This is a genomic window from Pseudomonas tructae (genome assembly GCF_004214895.1).
GTDB lineage: Bacteria > Pseudomonadota > Gammaproteobacteria > Pseudomonadales > Pseudomonadaceae > Aquipseudomonas > Aquipseudomonas tructae.
The window spans coordinates 1,574,556-1,588,927 of sequence record NZ_CP035952.1 but is presented as its reverse complement, the minus strand read 5'-3'; the positions used below and the strand labels follow the sequence as shown (position 1 = coordinate 1,588,927).

The 14,372-nt window shown below is 63.1% G+C and carries 14 protein-coding genes; 1 reads left to right on the top strand and 13 read right to left on the bottom strand.

Annotation, left to right across the window (positions count from 1 at the left end):
* Positions 1 to 5 precede the first annotated feature (5 nt).
* On the top strand, positions 6 to 794 hold the full coding sequence (locus EXN22_RS07240) for an OmpA family protein (protein WP_130263419.1): 789 nt from the start codon (positions 6 to 8) through the stop codon (positions 792 to 794).
* Between the two features lie 75 nt (positions 795 to 869).
* Here the strand turns inward: EXN22_RS07240 and EXN22_RS07235 are convergent, their stop codons facing one another.
* The 13 genes from EXN22_RS07235 to EXN22_RS07175 all read right to left on the bottom strand — a co-directional run bounded on the left by EXN22_RS07235 (position 870) and on the right by EXN22_RS07175 (position 14,370).
* Positions 870 to 1,199, bottom strand: a complete 330-nt coding sequence (locus EXN22_RS07235; RefSeq protein WP_130263418.1) for a hypothetical protein — start codon at positions 1,197 to 1,199, stop codon at positions 870 to 872.
* On the bottom strand, positions 1,196 to 2,119 hold the full coding sequence (locus EXN22_RS07230; protein WP_130263417.1) for an alpha/beta hydrolase: 924 nt from the start codon (positions 2,117 to 2,119) through the stop codon (positions 1,196 to 1,198). The genes EXN22_RS07235 and EXN22_RS07230 overlap by 4 nt, the downstream gene beginning before the upstream one ends.
* A complete protein-coding gene (locus tag EXN22_RS07225) occupies positions 2,091 to 3,368 on the bottom strand; it encodes a flavohemoglobin expression-modulating QEGLA motif protein (protein WP_130263416.1) in 1,278 nt (425 codons plus the stop codon). The genes EXN22_RS07230 and EXN22_RS07225 overlap by 29 nt, the downstream gene beginning before the upstream one ends.
* A 23-nt stretch (positions 3,369 to 3,391) precedes the next feature.
* Positions 3,392 to 3,937, bottom strand: coding sequence for a hypothetical protein (locus EXN22_RS07220; RefSeq protein WP_130263415.1), 546 nt, complete (start codon positions 3,935 to 3,937; stop codon positions 3,392 to 3,394).
* A 28-nt stretch (positions 3,938 to 3,965) separates the two neighbouring features.
* The gene (locus EXN22_RS07215) at positions 3,966 to 4,670 is read right to left on the bottom strand and encodes a TetR/AcrR family transcriptional regulator (RefSeq protein ID WP_130263414.1); all 705 of its coding nucleotides are present in this window, start codon (positions 4,668 to 4,670) and stop codon (positions 3,966 to 3,968) included.
* 100 nt (positions 4,671 to 4,770) lie between these two features.
* Positions 4,771 to 6,273 (bottom strand): lysine--tRNA ligase, encoded by a 1,503-nt coding sequence (lysS, locus tag EXN22_RS07210; protein WP_130263413.1) that lies wholly within the window; start codon positions 6,271 to 6,273, stop codon positions 4,771 to 4,773.
* A 92-nt stretch (positions 6,274 to 6,365) separates the two neighbouring features.
* A protein-coding gene (gene prfB / locus EXN22_RS07205; protein ID WP_130263412.1) for a peptide chain release factor 2 occupies positions 6,366 to 7,461 on the bottom strand; the annotation gives its coding sequence in 2 pieces (ribosomal slippage) (positions 6,366 to 7,388 and positions 7,390 to 7,461; 1,095 coding nt in all).
* Positions 7,462 to 7,564: 103 nt separating this feature from the next.
* On the bottom strand, positions 7,565 to 8,569 hold the full coding sequence (locus EXN22_RS07200; protein ID WP_130263411.1) for a response regulator: 1,005 nt from the start codon (positions 8,567 to 8,569) through the stop codon (positions 7,565 to 7,567).
* A gap of 51 nt (positions 8,570 to 8,620) precedes the next feature.
* Positions 8,621 to 9,634 (bottom strand): chemotaxis response regulator protein-glutamate methylesterase, encoded by a 1,014-nt coding sequence (gene cheB / locus EXN22_RS07195; RefSeq protein WP_130263410.1) that lies wholly within the window; start codon positions 9,632 to 9,634, stop codon positions 8,621 to 8,623.
* A complete protein-coding gene (locus EXN22_RS07190) occupies positions 9,631 to 11,916 on the bottom strand; it encodes a hybrid sensor histidine kinase/response regulator (protein WP_130263409.1) in 2,286 nt (761 codons plus the stop codon). The genes cheB and EXN22_RS07190 overlap by 4 nt, the downstream gene beginning before the upstream one ends.
* Complete coding sequence (locus EXN22_RS07185) at positions 11,913 to 12,578, bottom strand: chemotaxis protein CheW (protein ID WP_130263408.1); 666 nt, start codon at positions 12,576 to 12,578, stop codon at positions 11,913 to 11,915. Before EXN22_RS07185 ends, EXN22_RS07190 begins: the two co-directional genes overlap by 4 nt.
* On the bottom strand, positions 12,575 to 13,843 hold the full coding sequence (locus EXN22_RS07180; protein ID WP_130263407.1) for a CheR family methyltransferase: 1,269 nt from the start codon (positions 13,841 to 13,843) through the stop codon (positions 12,575 to 12,577). Before EXN22_RS07180 ends, EXN22_RS07185 begins: the two co-directional genes overlap by 4 nt.
* A complete protein-coding gene (locus tag EXN22_RS07175) occupies positions 13,840 to 14,370 on the bottom strand; it encodes a chemotaxis protein CheW (RefSeq protein ID WP_130263406.1) in 531 nt (176 codons plus the stop codon). The genes EXN22_RS07180 and EXN22_RS07175 overlap by 4 nt, the downstream gene beginning before the upstream one ends.
* Between the last annotated feature and the right edge of the window lie 2 nt (positions 14,371 to 14,372).

Below are 14,372 nucleotides of genomic sequence, written 5' to 3'. Positions count from 1 at the left end.
CCATTATGCGTAACCACGTGATGATCCCAGCCCTTCTGGCCCTGAGCGTTGGCCTGGCCGCCTGCTCGACGCAGCCGAACGCCAACCTGGAATCGGCCCGGACCAACTTCTCTGCCCTGCAGAGCAACCCCCAGGCCACCAAGGTCGCGGCCCTTGAAACCAAGGAAGCCCAGGACTGGCTGAACAAGGCCGACAAGGCCTACATGGACAAGGAGGACCAGAAGAAGGTCGACCAACTCGCCTACCTGACCAACCAGCGGGTTGAAGTGGCCAAGCAGACCATTGCCCTGCGCACCGCCGAAGGCAACCTGAAAAACGCTGCAGCCCAGCGTGCCCAGGCCCGCCTCGATGCCCGCGACGCACAGATCAAGAAGCTGCAGGACAGCCTCAATGCCAAACAGACCGACCGTGGCACCCTGGTGACCTTTGGTGATGTGCTGTTCGACTTCGACAAGGCCACGCTCAAGAGCAGTGCCTACCCGAACATCACCAAGCTTGCGCAGTTCCTTCAGGAGAACCCTGACCGCAAGGTGATTGTCGAGGGTTACACCGACAGCAAGGGCGGCGCCAACTACAACCAGTCGCTGTCCGAGCGGCGCGCGGCTGCCGTGCGCATGGCGCTGGTACGAGCAGGGGTAGATCCGGTACGGATCGTAGCCCAGGGTTACGGCAAGGAGTATCCGGTTGCCGATAACACCAGCAACTCGGGGCGCGCGCAGAACCGTCGGGTGGAAGTGACCATCTCCAACGACAACCAGCCGGTGGCGCCGCGGTCGGTCAGCCAGTTGAATTGAGGGTTGTGCTACCGGCCTCATCGCGGGGCAAGCCCGCTCCTACGTGTGTAGGAGCGGGCTTGCCCCGCGATGCTTTTATTCCTGGATTTCTTGCGGAGTCTCTTGCCCCAGGCAGCGCACCGCCTGCTTCTTGCTGTTCACCAGCACGCCGGTCAGCCCTTTCTGCGCGGTGTCGAACAACACCAGTACGCCATCAACGCATTGCGCAACCTGAGTAGCCGGCTGCAGGGAAATCTTGTAATCCTCACCTGGAATGGTCTTGAGCATGGTGAAGTCGGACAACAGCAAGGCATCCTCCGGCTTGGCGAAATGCAGGTACCCGTAGTACCACAGGGCACCCACGGTACCGATGATGCTGCAGAAACCGGTAATGATCAGCGGGATGGCGTTGCGTTCTTCACTCATTGCGACTTCTCGTCAGGGTAATTGGGGACTTCGGCCAGGCGCCGCAGCCCGTTGAAATGGCTCGGGTCGTCCAGAAAGCGCAACATGACCTGACGCCAGGTCTTGTCGGCAAAGGTCTGCACATGCCCGCCACGGGTCAGCTGTAACACCCGAGGCGGTGGCGCAGCCTGATACAACTGGATGCCGTTGGCCAGCGGCACGATAGGATCGTCGATGCTGTGGAAGAACAGCTTGGGTGGGGTCTTGATCCGCGCAATCGAATGGATCGCGCTGTCGCCATCGGGCACCAGCCACGACAACGGCACCTGCAGTGGCCAGGTCATCCACGAATTGCTCAAGGCAAAGCGTCCGACCTGGCGATAGCTGGCCGGCACGCCATCGAAAACCATGGCCTTGAAACGCTCGGCCTGGCGCGGGTGCTCGGCCAGGTAATGAATGGCCAGCGAACCGCCCAGGCTCTGGCCGAGGAGGATCTGTGGCTTGCCCTGCACCTGGGGCGCGTTGTCCAGCCAGTCCAGCGCAGCGGCGATGTCCTGATACACCTCGGGCAGCCTGGGCTTGCCCTCGGACAAGCCATAACCGCGGTAGTCGAGCAACAGCACCTGGTAGCCCTGCTCGGGCAACCACCAACTGCCGCCCAGGTGCCAGGCCAGGTTGCCGCCGTTGCCATGCAGGTGCAGCACCGTGCCCTTGACCTCGACACCGGCCTTGGCCGGCAGCCACCAGCCGTGCAGGCGGGTGCCGTCGGCCGCAGTCAGGGTAATGTCGCGGTACGCGAGTTTGGCTTTCTCGGGGGTAAACGGCTGGCCAGGCTCGGGATAGAACAACAGCGAACTGCAACCACCCAGACTCAGCAGCACCAGCAGCAGGCCCAGGGGCCTGCGCCATGCATCAGAGAATGTTCGAGTAATCGGCTTCAATCCGGTCCAGGCTCAGGTGGTTGAGGAAGTTGGAGAAACACATCCAGGCCGACAGCGCGTTGAGGTCGCGAAACTGCTCCGGCAGGTACTTGGGCGGTTCGACCAGGCCTTCATCGACCAGTTGGCGCAAGGTGCGCATGTCTTCAAGGGTGGTCTTGCCGCAGAACAACAAGGGGATCTGTTCGAGCTTGCCCTTGCGCACGGCCAACTGAATATAGTTGTAAACCATGATAAAGCCCTTGAGGTAGGACAAGTCCTTGGTAAACGGCAGACCGTTGGGCACCGATCCACGGAATACCCGGCTGGCGTTGCCGTAGCTTTCGGCCATCTCGAAGCCCTGGGCGCGGAAGAATTCGTAGACCTGCATGAAGTCCGCCCCCTCCTCGACCATGTGGATGGCGCGGGTGCGGTTGGTCAGCTTGCGCAGGCGGCTGGGGTAGGAGGCAAAGGCGATCACCTCCATGAGAATCGCCAGGCCTTCCTGGGTCACGGTCGATGACGGCGGGCCCTTGGCCAGGAAGGTGCAGATCGGCTGGTTCAGGCCGTTGAGCGTGGTGCCGACGTGCACCAGGCCTTCATGCACCTCCAGCGCGCGCACATCGCGGCTGTTGAACATGGCGTCGGCGCGGATCTTGATGTAGTCGGCGCCGGCAGCGGCGTCGGCAACGATACCGTCGGACTCGAACACCCGGATGGTGTCCTCGGCTTCGTTGAACACCTTGTTCAAACGGCCCTGAAGCAATTCCACCGCCTGCTTGGCGGTGAGGTTCTTTGGCTCGTCCTTGAGGTCGCCACGGCCATCGATGTTGTTCAGGTAGTCCGAGAGCATCAGGCCCAGGTCGGCCAGGGTCGGGTCGCCGGCATGAAAAGCGTCGGAGGCGGCGCCATACAGCTCCTGGGAGATCAGGCCGAAATCCTCGGTGCCGCGCGCCTCCAGCATGCGCACCACCATGCGGTATTCCTTGCACATGCGCCGCATGATCTGCCCAACCGGGTTGAACTGGCCCAACTGGCGAGTGATATCGCGTTCGATGTTCTGGAACTCGAGCTTGACTGCCGCCGAGTCGAACGACAACGGTCGCCCCTGGTAGTAGGCGCGGTCAACCGCCGGCATCTGCTTGCCCTTGGCCTTGAGAAACCCCTGGCGGATGCTGTCGTCCCACTTCACCGCATCGAGCACGCGAATGGGCGTTTGCGCCAGGACAATGCGATCAGACAGGGCACGTATCGTCTGCTGGTACTCGTCCACCCTACACTCCTTGATTGGCTCTATTACTTGCCGGCCCGCTTGAAGCGCGCCACTTCGACGAACAGGTCGGAGTTGGCCGGGTCATCCAGGTAGGCCATGACCCGCTCCACCGGGCTGTCGATCAGCACGCCATCGCCGTTGTCCTCCGGCACCGCATAGGTTCGGCCGCTGAGTTCTTTCTTCTGTACTGCCTGGTTGACCTGTTCGACGTCGAGGTTGTAGATCACCAGCTCCTTAGCGTCGACCACGTCGAAGCCGCCAATCAGGAAATTGCCGCCAAGGCGCTTGGGCACACCGGCCGAGAGGTACCAGCGATTGCCATGCCGGGACACGGTGAAGGCGTACTCGTCGCGTTTCTTGTCCTTGCCGGTGGTCACCGCCTTGTAGGCATTGCCGCCGCTACGGCTGATCTGCAGGGTCAGCGGCTCGCCCCAGGCGTCCTTGCTGGTCCATTTACCGAGCAGCGCCCGGGGCGCCGCCTCGTTGCTGGGAATCGGCTCGTTGAAGGTGACCAGACAACCGCCCAGCAGCAAGAACGACAATGCCAACAGCAGGGTTCTGGCTTTCATCAACCTCTCCTTGAAATAGGTTCGCGTCTTACACCGACGCCAGCACCAGATGCAGGTACCGGGTAAGAATAGCGAGCTTCGGCGCTTCAGCCTGGGCCTGTTCGGCGTCGAGCAGGCCCTGATATTCCATCTGCTCGATAATCGCCGTCAACACCAGGGCATCCTGTTGTGGCTGATGCGAGCCTACCACTTGCAGGATCTGCACCGCACCGCGCAGCAGAATCTGCTCGTGCAGCTTGACCAGTTCGGCCAGCCGCGGGCACAACAGCGCCTCCTGGCGAAAGGCCTGCTCGGCCATCAGAAAGTCGCGGCGGTTGTACAACTGGCGCTGCACATAGTCACAGGTCATCTTCGCCACTTCATCGGCCAGGCGCGCCCGCCACTGCGGGCTGCCATCGTCCTGGGCGAGCAACTGACGCAGCACCACCTCGGTGTTTTCCCAGAGTTTGGCCAGGTACGCGGCACTGCGTTCCACATACTGGGCAAAGGTGTCAGTGAGCAGGTCTTCGATGTCTTTGAAGTAATAGGTGGTGGCCGACAAGGGCACCCCGGCCTCGGCCGCCACCGCGCGGTGACGAACCCCGCGCACACCGTCACGCACGACGATGCGCATGGCTGCATCGAGAATCTGCTGGCGGCGCAGTTCACTGCCTTCACGGCTGGCCTTGCGGCCCTGGTACTGCACGCTTTCGGCCACCGCTGTAGCCACGCCGGCGGCACCTTGTTGAGTCATTGCGGGAGTCACTGCTGGTCTACCCCAAAACTTGGATCCGATAAATGAATTTCTTGCAGGCATGAAAAAGCCGCCCCGGAAGGCGGCTTGTTCAGTTCACTCAGGCCTCTGGGCGCATATGCGGGAAGAGGATCACGTCGCGAATCGACGGCGAGTTGGTCAGCAGCATCACCAGGCGGTCGATGCCGATGCCTTCACCGGCGGTTGGCGGCATGCCGTACTCCAGGGCGCGGACGAAGTCGGCATCATAATGCATGGCTTCGTCGTCACCGGCGTCCTTCTCGGCCACCTGGGCCATGAAACGCTCGGCCTGGTCTTCGGCATCGTTGAGCTCGGAGTAGGCGTTGGCGATCTCGCGACCACCGATGAACAGCTCGAAACGGTCGGTGACGTTCGGGTTGTCGTCGTTACGACGGGCCAGCGGCGAGACTTCGAACGGGTACTGGGTGATGAAGTGCGGCTGCTCCAGCTTGTGCTCGACCAGCTCTTCGAAAATCATCACCTGCAGCTTGCCCAGGCCTTCGAAGCCAAGCACTTTGGCGCCGGCCTTCTTGGCGATGGCGCGGGCCTTGTCGATGTCGTTGAGATCGTCAGCGGTCAGCTCGGGGTTGTACTTGAGGATCGAGTCGAACACCGACAGGCGCACGAATGGCTCGCCGAAGTGGAACACCTTGTCACCGTACGGCACGTCGGTGCTGCCCAGTACCAACTGCGCCAGTTCGCGGAACAGCTCTTCGGTCAGGTCCATGTTGTCTTCGTAGTCAGCGTGGGCCTGGTAGAACTCGAGCATGGTGAACTCGGGGTTGTGCCGGGTCGAAACGCCTTCGTTACGGAAGTTGCGGTTGATTTCGAAGACTTTCTCGAAGCCGCCAACCACCAGGCGCTTGAGGTACAGCTCCGGAGCGATACGCAGGAACATCTGCAAGTCCAGCGCGTTGTGGTGGGTTTCGAACGGCTTGGCCGCGGCACCACCCGGGATGGTTTGCAGCATCGGCGTCTCGACTTCAAGGAAGTCGCGGGCCATCAGGAAGTTGCGGATGTGGGCAATGACCTGCGAGCGGACGCGGAAGGTGTGACGGGTTTCTTCGTTGACCATCAGGTCGACGTAGCGCTGGCGATAGCGCTGCTCGGTGTCGGTCAGGCCGTGGTGCTTGTCCGGCAGCGGACGCAGCGACTTGGTCAGCAGGCGCACGCTGGTCATCTCGACGTACAGGTCGCCCTTGCCGGAACGGGCCAGGGTACCTTCGGCGGCGATGATGTCGCCCAGGTCCCAGGTCTTGACCGCAGCCAGGGTTTCTTCAGGCAGGGTCTTGCGGTTGACATAGACCTGGATGCGCCCGGTCATGTCCTGGATGACCATGAACGAGCCACGGTTGAGCATGATGCGCCCGGCAACCTTGACCGGAATCGCTGCAGCTTCCAGCTCTTCCTTGGTCTTGTCGACATACTGTTTCTGCAGGTCGTTGCAGTAGCTGTCACGGCGGAAGTCGTTGGGGAAGGCATTACCCTTGGCGCGTTCGGCAGCAAGTTTTTCCTTGCGCAGCGCGATCAGGTTGTTTTCTTCCTGTTGCAGGTCTTGCGGGTCGAGTTGTACGTCGCTCATGTCGTCAATTTTTCCATCTGGATTCAGTCTCCCCTGCCTGTGGCAGGGGATCGCGGGACAAACCCGCTCCCTCAGGGAACGGGCCGGTCGCCTTACAGGCCTTGCTTGAGGCTGGCCTCGAGGTATTCGTCGATATCGCCGTCGAGCACCTTGTCGCAGTCGCTGCGCTCGATGTTGGTGCGCAGGTCCTTGATTCGCGAGGCGTCGAGCACGTACGAACGGATCTGGTGACCCCAGCCGATGTCCGACTTGCTGTCTTCCAGGGCCTGGGAGGCAGCGTTGCGCTTCTGCATTTCCAGCTCGTACAACTTGGCCCGCAGCATTTTCATGGCGGTGTCTTTGTTGGCGTGCTGGGAGCGTTCGTTCTGGCAGCTGACCACGGTGTTGGTCGGCACGTGGGTGATACGCACCGCCGAGTCGGTGGTGTTTACGTGCTGACCACCGGCGCCCGAGGAGCGGTAGGTGTCGATGCGCAGGTCCGACGGATTGATCTCGATCTCGACCTTGTCGTCGATCTCGGGCGACACGAACACGGCCGAGAACGAGGTGTGGCGGCGGGCGCCGGAGTCGAACGGGCTCTTGCGTACCAGGCGGTGCACGCCGATCTCGGTGCGCAGCCAACCAAAGGCGTACTCGCCCTTGATGTGCACGGTAGCACCCTTGATGCCGGCGACGTCACCTTCGGACAGCTCCATGATAGTGGCGTCGAAGCCGCGCTTGGAGGCCCAGCGCAGGTACATGCGCAGGAGGATGTTGGCCCAGTCCTGGGCTTCGGTGCCGCCGGAGCCGGCCTGGATGTCCAGGTAGGCGTTGTTCATGTCCATTTCGCCGCTGAACATGCGACGGAATTCCAGCTTGGCGAGCGAGGCTTCGAGGCCTTCGAGCATCTCGACGACATCGTTGACGGCGCTTTCGTCGCCCTCTTCAACGGCCATGTCGAGCAGTTCGCGCGCATCGGTCAGGCCGCTGGCCATCTCGTCCAGGGTCTCGACGATCTGGGCCAGCGCAGAACGCTCGCGGCCCAGTTCCTGAGCGTATTCAGGCTTGTTCCAGACGTTCGGGTCTTCGAGTTCGCGGTTAACTTCGATCAGGCGCTCATGCTTGTGATCGTAGTCAAAGATACCCCCGAATGGACTCGGAGCGCTCGGTCAGGTCCTTGATGGTGTTCAGGATCGGTTGGATTTCCATGGGCGGGCAGCTCTCGTGCGTATTCTGTAGAAAAGCCGGAGAGTATAACCGAGTCTGAAAGCCGACGGCAGCCCGTCTAGCGGCTACCGCTGCTCCTACAGCGTCAATCCACGCCGACCTGATTGCGCCCATTGTTCTTGGCCAGGTACAGACCTTTGTCCGCCGCCGAAATCAGCTGCCGGCAATGGCTGCCGATGCTCGGGGTCAAGGTCGCCAGGCCAATGCTGACGGTCAGGCAGGAGTCGGGGTTGGGCATGGTGTGGGCGATGTTCATGGCCTCCACCGTCTGGCGCAGTTTCTCGGCAATCAGGCGCGCCCCGCCCGGCGAGGTATTGGGCAGTACCAGGGCGAATTCCTCACCACCGTAACGGGCTGGCAGGTCGCTGGGTCGGGCGCAGGACGCACGAATGGCTTCGGCGACCTTGCGCAATGCCTCATCCCCGGCCAGGTGGCCAAAGGTGTCGTTGAATGACTTGAAGTAGTCGACATCGACCATCAACAGCGACAACTGCGCCTGCTCGCGCATGGCCCGGCGCCATTCCAGTTCGAGGTTTTCGTCGAAGTGGCGACGATTGGAAAGCCCGGTGAGGCCGTCGGAGTTCATCAGCCGTTGCAATACCAGGTTGGTGTCGAGCAACTGCTGCTGGCTGACGCGCAGGGCCCGGTAGGCCTCGTCCCGTTGCAGCAGGGTCAGGTAGGAGCGCGAGTGGTAGCGGATACGCGCCACCAGTTCGATGTTGTCCGGCAGTTTCACCAGGTAGTCGTTGGCCCCGGCGGCGAAGGCCGCACTCTTGACCAGCGGGTCTTCCTTGGTCGACAGGACGATGATCGGGATGTCCTGGGTGGCCGGGTTGCTACGGTACTCGCGCACCAGGGTCAGGCCGTCCAGGCCGGGCATGATCAGGTCCTGGAGGATTACCGTAGGCTTGATTCGCACCGCCTGGGCCACCGCCTGGTGCGGGTCGGCGCAGAAGTGGAAGTCGATGTTCTCTTCGTGAGCAAGGCCACGCCGCACCGCTTCGCCGATCATTGCCTGATCGTCGACCAAGAGGACCATCGCCGAATTTTCATTCATGGTCGGAAAACCGTCGAGCGGTAAATCATTCATGCGCTGTCACCTGGTCACTGCCGGCCAGCCGGCGTGGCTCAATACATATCGTCATTTTGGAAAAATTTCCATCAATCGCGAGGCGATTCGCTCCAATGGGCGAATCTCCACGGCGGCGTCTATCGCGGCGGCTGCCTTGGGCATGCCATACACCGCGCTGCTCTGCTGATCCTGGGCAATGGTCAAAAAGCCCTGTTGGCGCATCAGCTTCAGGCCCTGGGCGCCGTCGCGCCCCATGCCGGTGAGCAATACGCCGACCGCGTCGCCGCGCCAGTAGCGGGCCACGCTTTCAAAAAATACGTCGATGGAGGGCCGGTAGATTTCGTTTACCGGCTCTGCGGTATAGGCCAGGTTGCCGTTCTTGAGCAAGCGGATGTGGTGGTTGGTACCTGCCAGCAGCACCTGCCCCGGTTGCGGCGGCTCACCTTCACGGGCCAGGCGCACGTCCAGGCCCGAGGCGCTGCTGAGCCATTCGGCCATGCCGGCGGCGAACACCTGGTCCACGTGCTGGACCAGCACGATGGCCGCCGGAAAGCTGGGCGGCAGGCCCTTGAGCAGCACTTCCAGAGCGGCCGGGCCTCCAGCCGAGGAGCCGATGGCTACCAAGCCCTGGCGCTGGGCGGCCTCACGCACCGGCGTGGACATGGCCCGGGGCAGGCTGCTGCGCTGCTGGCCGATCAGCCAGCCGATATTGAGGATCTTGCGCAACAGCGGTGCTGCCGCCTCGCGCGGATCGCCGGCGCCCAGAGCCGGGGTATCGACCACGTCGAGGGCGCCATGGCCCATGGCCTCGAACACCCGGTGAACGTTCTGTTGACGGTCGACGGTGACGATCACGATGGCGCATGGTGTGTCGGCCATGATCCGCCGGGTTGCCTCAACACCATCCATGACCGGCATGATCAGGTCCATGAGGATCAGGTCCGGCAATTGCTCGGCACACAGCCTGACCGCCTCGGCGCCATTGCCGGCGACCCAGATCACCTGGTGGGCCGGTTCAAACGCCAGCGCCCGGCGCAAGGCCTCCACGGCCAAGGGCATGTCGTTGACGATGGCGATTCTCATCCCTGCGCTCCCCCGATCAGCTCGACGACGGCGTCGAGCAAGGCATCATCGTGAAAACTGGCCTTTGCCAAATAGTAGTCGGCCCCGGCGTCTAGTCCACGGCGACGATCTTCTTCGCGGTCTTTGTAGGAAACCACCATGACCGGCAGCGATTGCAGGCGGCTGTCACGGCGCAGCAAGGTGACCAATTCGATGCCGTCCATGCGCGGCATGTCGATGTCGGTGATCAGCAGGTCGAAATCCTCGCTGCGCAAGGCGTTCCAGCCGTCCATGCCATCGACTGCGACGGCCACGTCGTAGCCCTTGTTGCTCAGCAGCTTGCGCTCCAGCTCACGCACGGTCAGCGAGTCATCGACCACCAGCACGCGCTTGCGCGCCGCTTCGCGCACGCTGCGCTGGCCACGTTCGATACGCTCAAGGCGACCGGTGCTGAGGAGCTTTTCCACCGAACGCAGCAGGTCTTCGACGTCGATGATCAGCACCACCGCGCCGTCATCGAGCAACGCCCCGGCGGAAATGTCCTGGACTTTGCCCAGGCGCGCATCCAGCGGCATCACCACCAGCACCCGCTCGCCGATCAGACGCTCGACCGCCACGCCATAGAGCATTTCACGCTCGCGAATCACCACCACCTTGATGCTCTGCCCGTCCGCCTGGCTGGGTGGGCGGTTGAGCAGCTGGCTGGCCGAAACCAGGCCAATATGCCGACCTTCGTGCCAAAAATGCTGGCGGCCTTCGATCTGCACGATCGCATCAGCCGGCAGTTCCAGGGTGCGTTCGATATGCGCCAGGGGGAAAGCATAGGCCTCGGCGCCGACCTCGACCACCAGGCTGCGCACCACCGACAGGGTCAGTGGCACTTCCAGGTGAAAGCAGCTGCCCTGGCCACTGCTCTGGGTCAGCTCGATCGAGCCACGCAACTGGCGAACCATATGCTGAACAGCATCCAGGCCGACACCCCGACCGGACACTTCCGTCACCCGGTCACGCAGGCTGAAGCCGGGCAGGAACAGGAACGTCAGCAGTTCGGCCTCGCTCATCTGCGCCACGGTCTGGGCGGGTGACAACTGGCGTTCGACGATGCTCTGGCGCAAGTGCGCAAGGTCCACACCACCGCCATCGTCACTGATCTCCAGCACCAGCAGCCCGGCCTGGTGCGAGGCGCGCAGGCGGATCTGCCCTTCCAGGGGCTTGCCAGCCACCAGGCGCCGTTCGGGCGACTCGATGCCATGATCGACGGCATTGCGCAGCAAGTGAGTCAAGGGTGCTTCGAGCTTTTCCAGCACATCGCGGTCAACCTGGGTTTTCTCGCCGTCGATATCCAGGCGCACCTGTTTGCCCAGCGAGCGCCCCAGATCGCGAACCATGCGGCTTTGTCCGGTCAGCACATCGGCAAACGGACGCATGCGGCAGGCCAGCGCGGTGTCATAGAGCAACTGGGCGCGTTGGCTGGCCTGCCAACCGAACTCATCCAGATCCGAGGCCTGCTGCAGAAGTATTTGCTGGGTTTCGCCGAGCAAACGCTGGGCCTGGGCCAGAGCATCCTGGACTTCCGGGCTCTGACCGCTGCTTTCCAGTTGCTGCTTGAGGCCATCCAGAGCACGGATGCTTTGCCCGTGCATGCGTTTAAGGCGCTGCAGGGTGGCCAGGTAGGGTTTTAGACGCTGGGTTTCGACCAGCGACTTGCTCGACAGGTCGAGCAGGCTGTTGAGCCGTTCGGCGGTGACCCGCAGCACCCGTTCGCCACCCTCACCGGTGCGCTTGCCGGCACGCACCGGCGCCGCTTCGGCTTCGGTGTCCACAGTGGGTGGTTCAACGGGCTGTGACTCTGGCAGTGATTCTGGCTCTGGCAATGGCGCAGGCGGCGGTACAACGGCGGGCGCAGGTTCCGCGCCCGGGTCGAGCAACGCCGCCATCTGCACCAGAAAAGTCTGCACCGCCGCATCAATACTGGCGTCTCCCGGGGTGGCGATGCGCATCAATAGGTCAGTGCCCTGCAACAGTGCGTCGATATGCTCCGGACGCAGCAGCAACCGGCCTTCCTGGGCGCCGACCAGGCAGTCCTCCATCACATGGGCGACGCTGACCCCGGCATCGACGCCGACGATCCGCGCCGCCCCCTTGAGCGAGTGCGCCGCACGCATGCAGGCTTCAAGCTGATCGGCCTGGGTCGGGTTGCGCTCCAATGCCAGCAGCCCGGCACTGAGTACCTGGGTCTGGGCTTCGGCCTCCAGGCTGAACAGCTCGAGCAACGAGGCATCGCGCATTTGCTCTGGGGTCATGACAGGCTCCGATTCACTGCAGACAGCACTTGATCTTCATCCAGCACGCGGACGCTACGCCCGCGCCATTGCAGCACAGCAGCGGTGAACCGGGCTTCGCCCTGCTCCGCCGCCAGGCGGTTGGGGTCCAGGCCATGGATACCGTCAACCTCATCGACCTGAACCACCACCGAACCCGCTGCAGCGGCAATGATCAGCATACGCGGCATGACCCGCGCCGAGGTGGCGGCCGCCGCCTGCGACTCCAGGCCGAGCAGATCGCCCAGTGACAAACACGGCACCAGCGCGCCACGGACATTGGCCACGCCATGCAGCACCCGTGAGCGCTGGTGCGGCAGGGAATGCACCTGCTGCAGTGGCGCGACCTCGACCAGGCAGCGGGTGGCCAAGGCCAGCCACTCCTCGCCCAGGCGAAACAGCAGCAACGAGCGGCCACTGCTGGCTTGCTCAGGCGCTTCGCTCTGTTCGTGGGCGTCTTGTGACAGCGAGTAACGATCCAGCAGGCGCGTCGCCGCTGCCGCATAGACCTCGCAGTTGCGGCAATGAACATGTTCGTCGAGCAGCGGGCAGCTTTTGTCGCCATGTACGCCGATACGGTTCCAGCAGTCGTCGATGCTGGCGGCATCACTGGCGACCAGTTGCACGTCGTTGTCCCCCATCATTGTTCAGACTCCCGGTCGGCGCGCCGTGCGGCCCGTTCCTGCAGGCGTCGGGCGCCTGCGACATCACCTTGAGAGGCCAGCAGCGCGGCCAGATGCACCAACGCCTCCGAATGCTGAGGGTCGAGGTACAGCGCCTTGCGGTAGTGGCTCAGGGCGTCAGCGCCGTCGCCGGCGGTGTCGCTGAGCAAACCCAGCCAGTAAAACACCTGGGCATTGGGCGGGTACTGCTGCAAAAAGAGGGCGCAGGCCGCCTGGGCCTCTGCGCTGCTACCGGCATTGGCCAGCCGAGCGATCTTCGCCAGCAATTCGCCTGCCGATTCCTGGGCAACGGACCTGGCTGGCGGCGGGGCGATCGGCTTGATCTTGCGCACGCTCACCGGGGCCGGGCGCGGTACGCTGGCGGCGCTCACCGGCACCGTCAACGGCAGAGCAATGGCCAGCGGCTTGCTCGGCGGCGCCAGCTCCATCTCGGTCTGGCGCACGTAGGCGAAAGACTGGGCAATGCCCACCGGGCGCATGCCCATGCGCGCCAGCAGGCTACCCTCGGCCGGGCCGATAAACAGTACACCCTGCTCATGGATCAGGCTCTTGAGCACCTCGAACACCCGCTGCTGGGTGGGCACGTCGAAGTAGATCAGCAGATTGCGGCAGAACACAAAGTCGTAGCTGCCTTCCCTGGCGTTGAGCGCGGGGTCCAGCACATTGCCGACCTGCAACTTGACCTGCTGGCGGACTCGTTCGTCCAGGCTTTGGCCCTCTGCGGTTTCGCTAAAGTGCCGCTCGCGAAAGTCCAGGTGCGACCCGCGGAACGAGTTGCGCCCATACAGCGCCTGTTCGGCGCGGCCAATGGAGTTGGGGCTGATGTCCATGGCGTCGACCCGAAAGCTGTGCGCCGCCAAGCCGCCGTCGAGCAGGGCCATGGCGATCGAATACGGCTCTTCGCCAGTGGAGCACGGCAGGCTGAGGATGCGCAGTGCACGCATGCCGGCCAGCTCGGCCAGGCGTTTGCGCGCCAGGGTCAGCAGGGCGTTGAAGGACTCCGGATAGCGGAAGAACCAGGTTTCCGGGACGATCACCGCCTCAATCAGCGCCTGTTGTTCCTGGCTCGACTGCTGCAGCCTGAGCCAGTAATCATCGAGGTCACGGGCCTCGACGATCGAGCAGCGCTGACGCAATGCGCGTTCAATCATGGGGGCACCGACCGAGGCAACATCCAGGCCGATGCGATCTTGCAAAAAACGAAAAAACCGCTGTTCGCCGCTCATGCCTGCCCCTCGCCGCTGGCCACATTCTCAGGCGGGAACAACAGCTGGCGCACCTCGGCGCGCAGCAGGTCCTGCACACCAATACGCTGCAGCAGGCCGTGGGCGTCCTCACGCACCAGCCCCAGGTAAGGTGCCTGCTGGTTGTCCAGGCCATAGGGCTGGAATTGAGCAGGATCGCAGCGCAGGGTATCGGTGGCTTGTTCGAGGATCAGCCCCAGCAGCAAATCCGGGCGCAACGGATCGACACGGTAATGCACCAGCACCAGGCGTGTACTGGTGCGCACCGGCGCCGGCCGGCCGAAGCTCAAGGCGCCGACATCGATGACCGGCACCAGCGTGCCACGATGGGCAAGCACCCCGGCAACCCACTCCGGAGCCTGGGCGATCGGCTTGAGGGGCAGGCGCGGCAGCACTTCGGCCACTTCATGGGCATCCAGGGCAAAGCGCTGGTCACCAATGCGGAACACCAGGTACAGAGTGCCGTGGACAGTCACGTCCTGTTTGCGGCGAGGCTGAAGGTCGTTCATCA

Coding starts and splice junctions, on each gene's coding strand:
- EXN22_RS07240 (WP_130263419.1), top strand. CDS start 6: ATGCGTAACCACGTGATGATCCCAGCCCTTCTGGCCCTGAGCGTTGGC.
- EXN22_RS07235 (WP_130263418.1), bottom strand. CDS start 1,199: ATGAGTGAAGAACGCAACGCCATCCCGCTGATCATTACCGGTTTCTGC.
- EXN22_RS07220 (WP_130263415.1), bottom strand. CDS start 3,937: ATGAAAGCCAGAACCCTGCTGTTGGCATTGTCGTTCTTGCTGCTGGGC.
- EXN22_RS07215 (WP_130263414.1), bottom strand. CDS start 4,670: ATGACTCAACAAGGTGCCGCCGGCGTGGCTACAGCGGTGGCCGAAAGC.
- lysS (WP_130263413.1), bottom strand. CDS start 6,273: ATGAGCGACGTACAACTCGACCCGCAAGACCTGCAACAGGAAGAAAAC.
- EXN22_RS07200 (WP_130263411.1), bottom strand. CDS start 8,569: ATGAATGATTTACCGCTCGACGGTTTTCCGACCATGAATGAAAATTCG.
- cheB (WP_130263410.1), bottom strand. CDS start 9,634: ATGAGAATCGCCATCGTCAACGACATGCCCTTGGCCGTGGAGGCCTTG.
- EXN22_RS07190 (WP_130263409.1), bottom strand. CDS start 11,916: ATGACCCCAGAGCAAATGCGCGATGCCTCGTTGCTCGAGCTGTTCAGC.
- EXN22_RS07185 (WP_130263408.1), bottom strand. CDS start 12,578: ATGATGGGGGACAACGACGTGCAACTGGTCGCCAGTGATGCCGCCAGC.
- EXN22_RS07180 (WP_130263407.1), bottom strand. CDS start 13,843: ATGAGCGGCGAACAGCGGTTTTTTCGTTTTTTGCAAGATCGCATCGGC.
- EXN22_RS07175 (WP_130263406.1), bottom strand. CDS start 14,370: ATGAACGACCTTCAGCCTCGCCGCAAACAGGACGTGACTGTCCACGGC.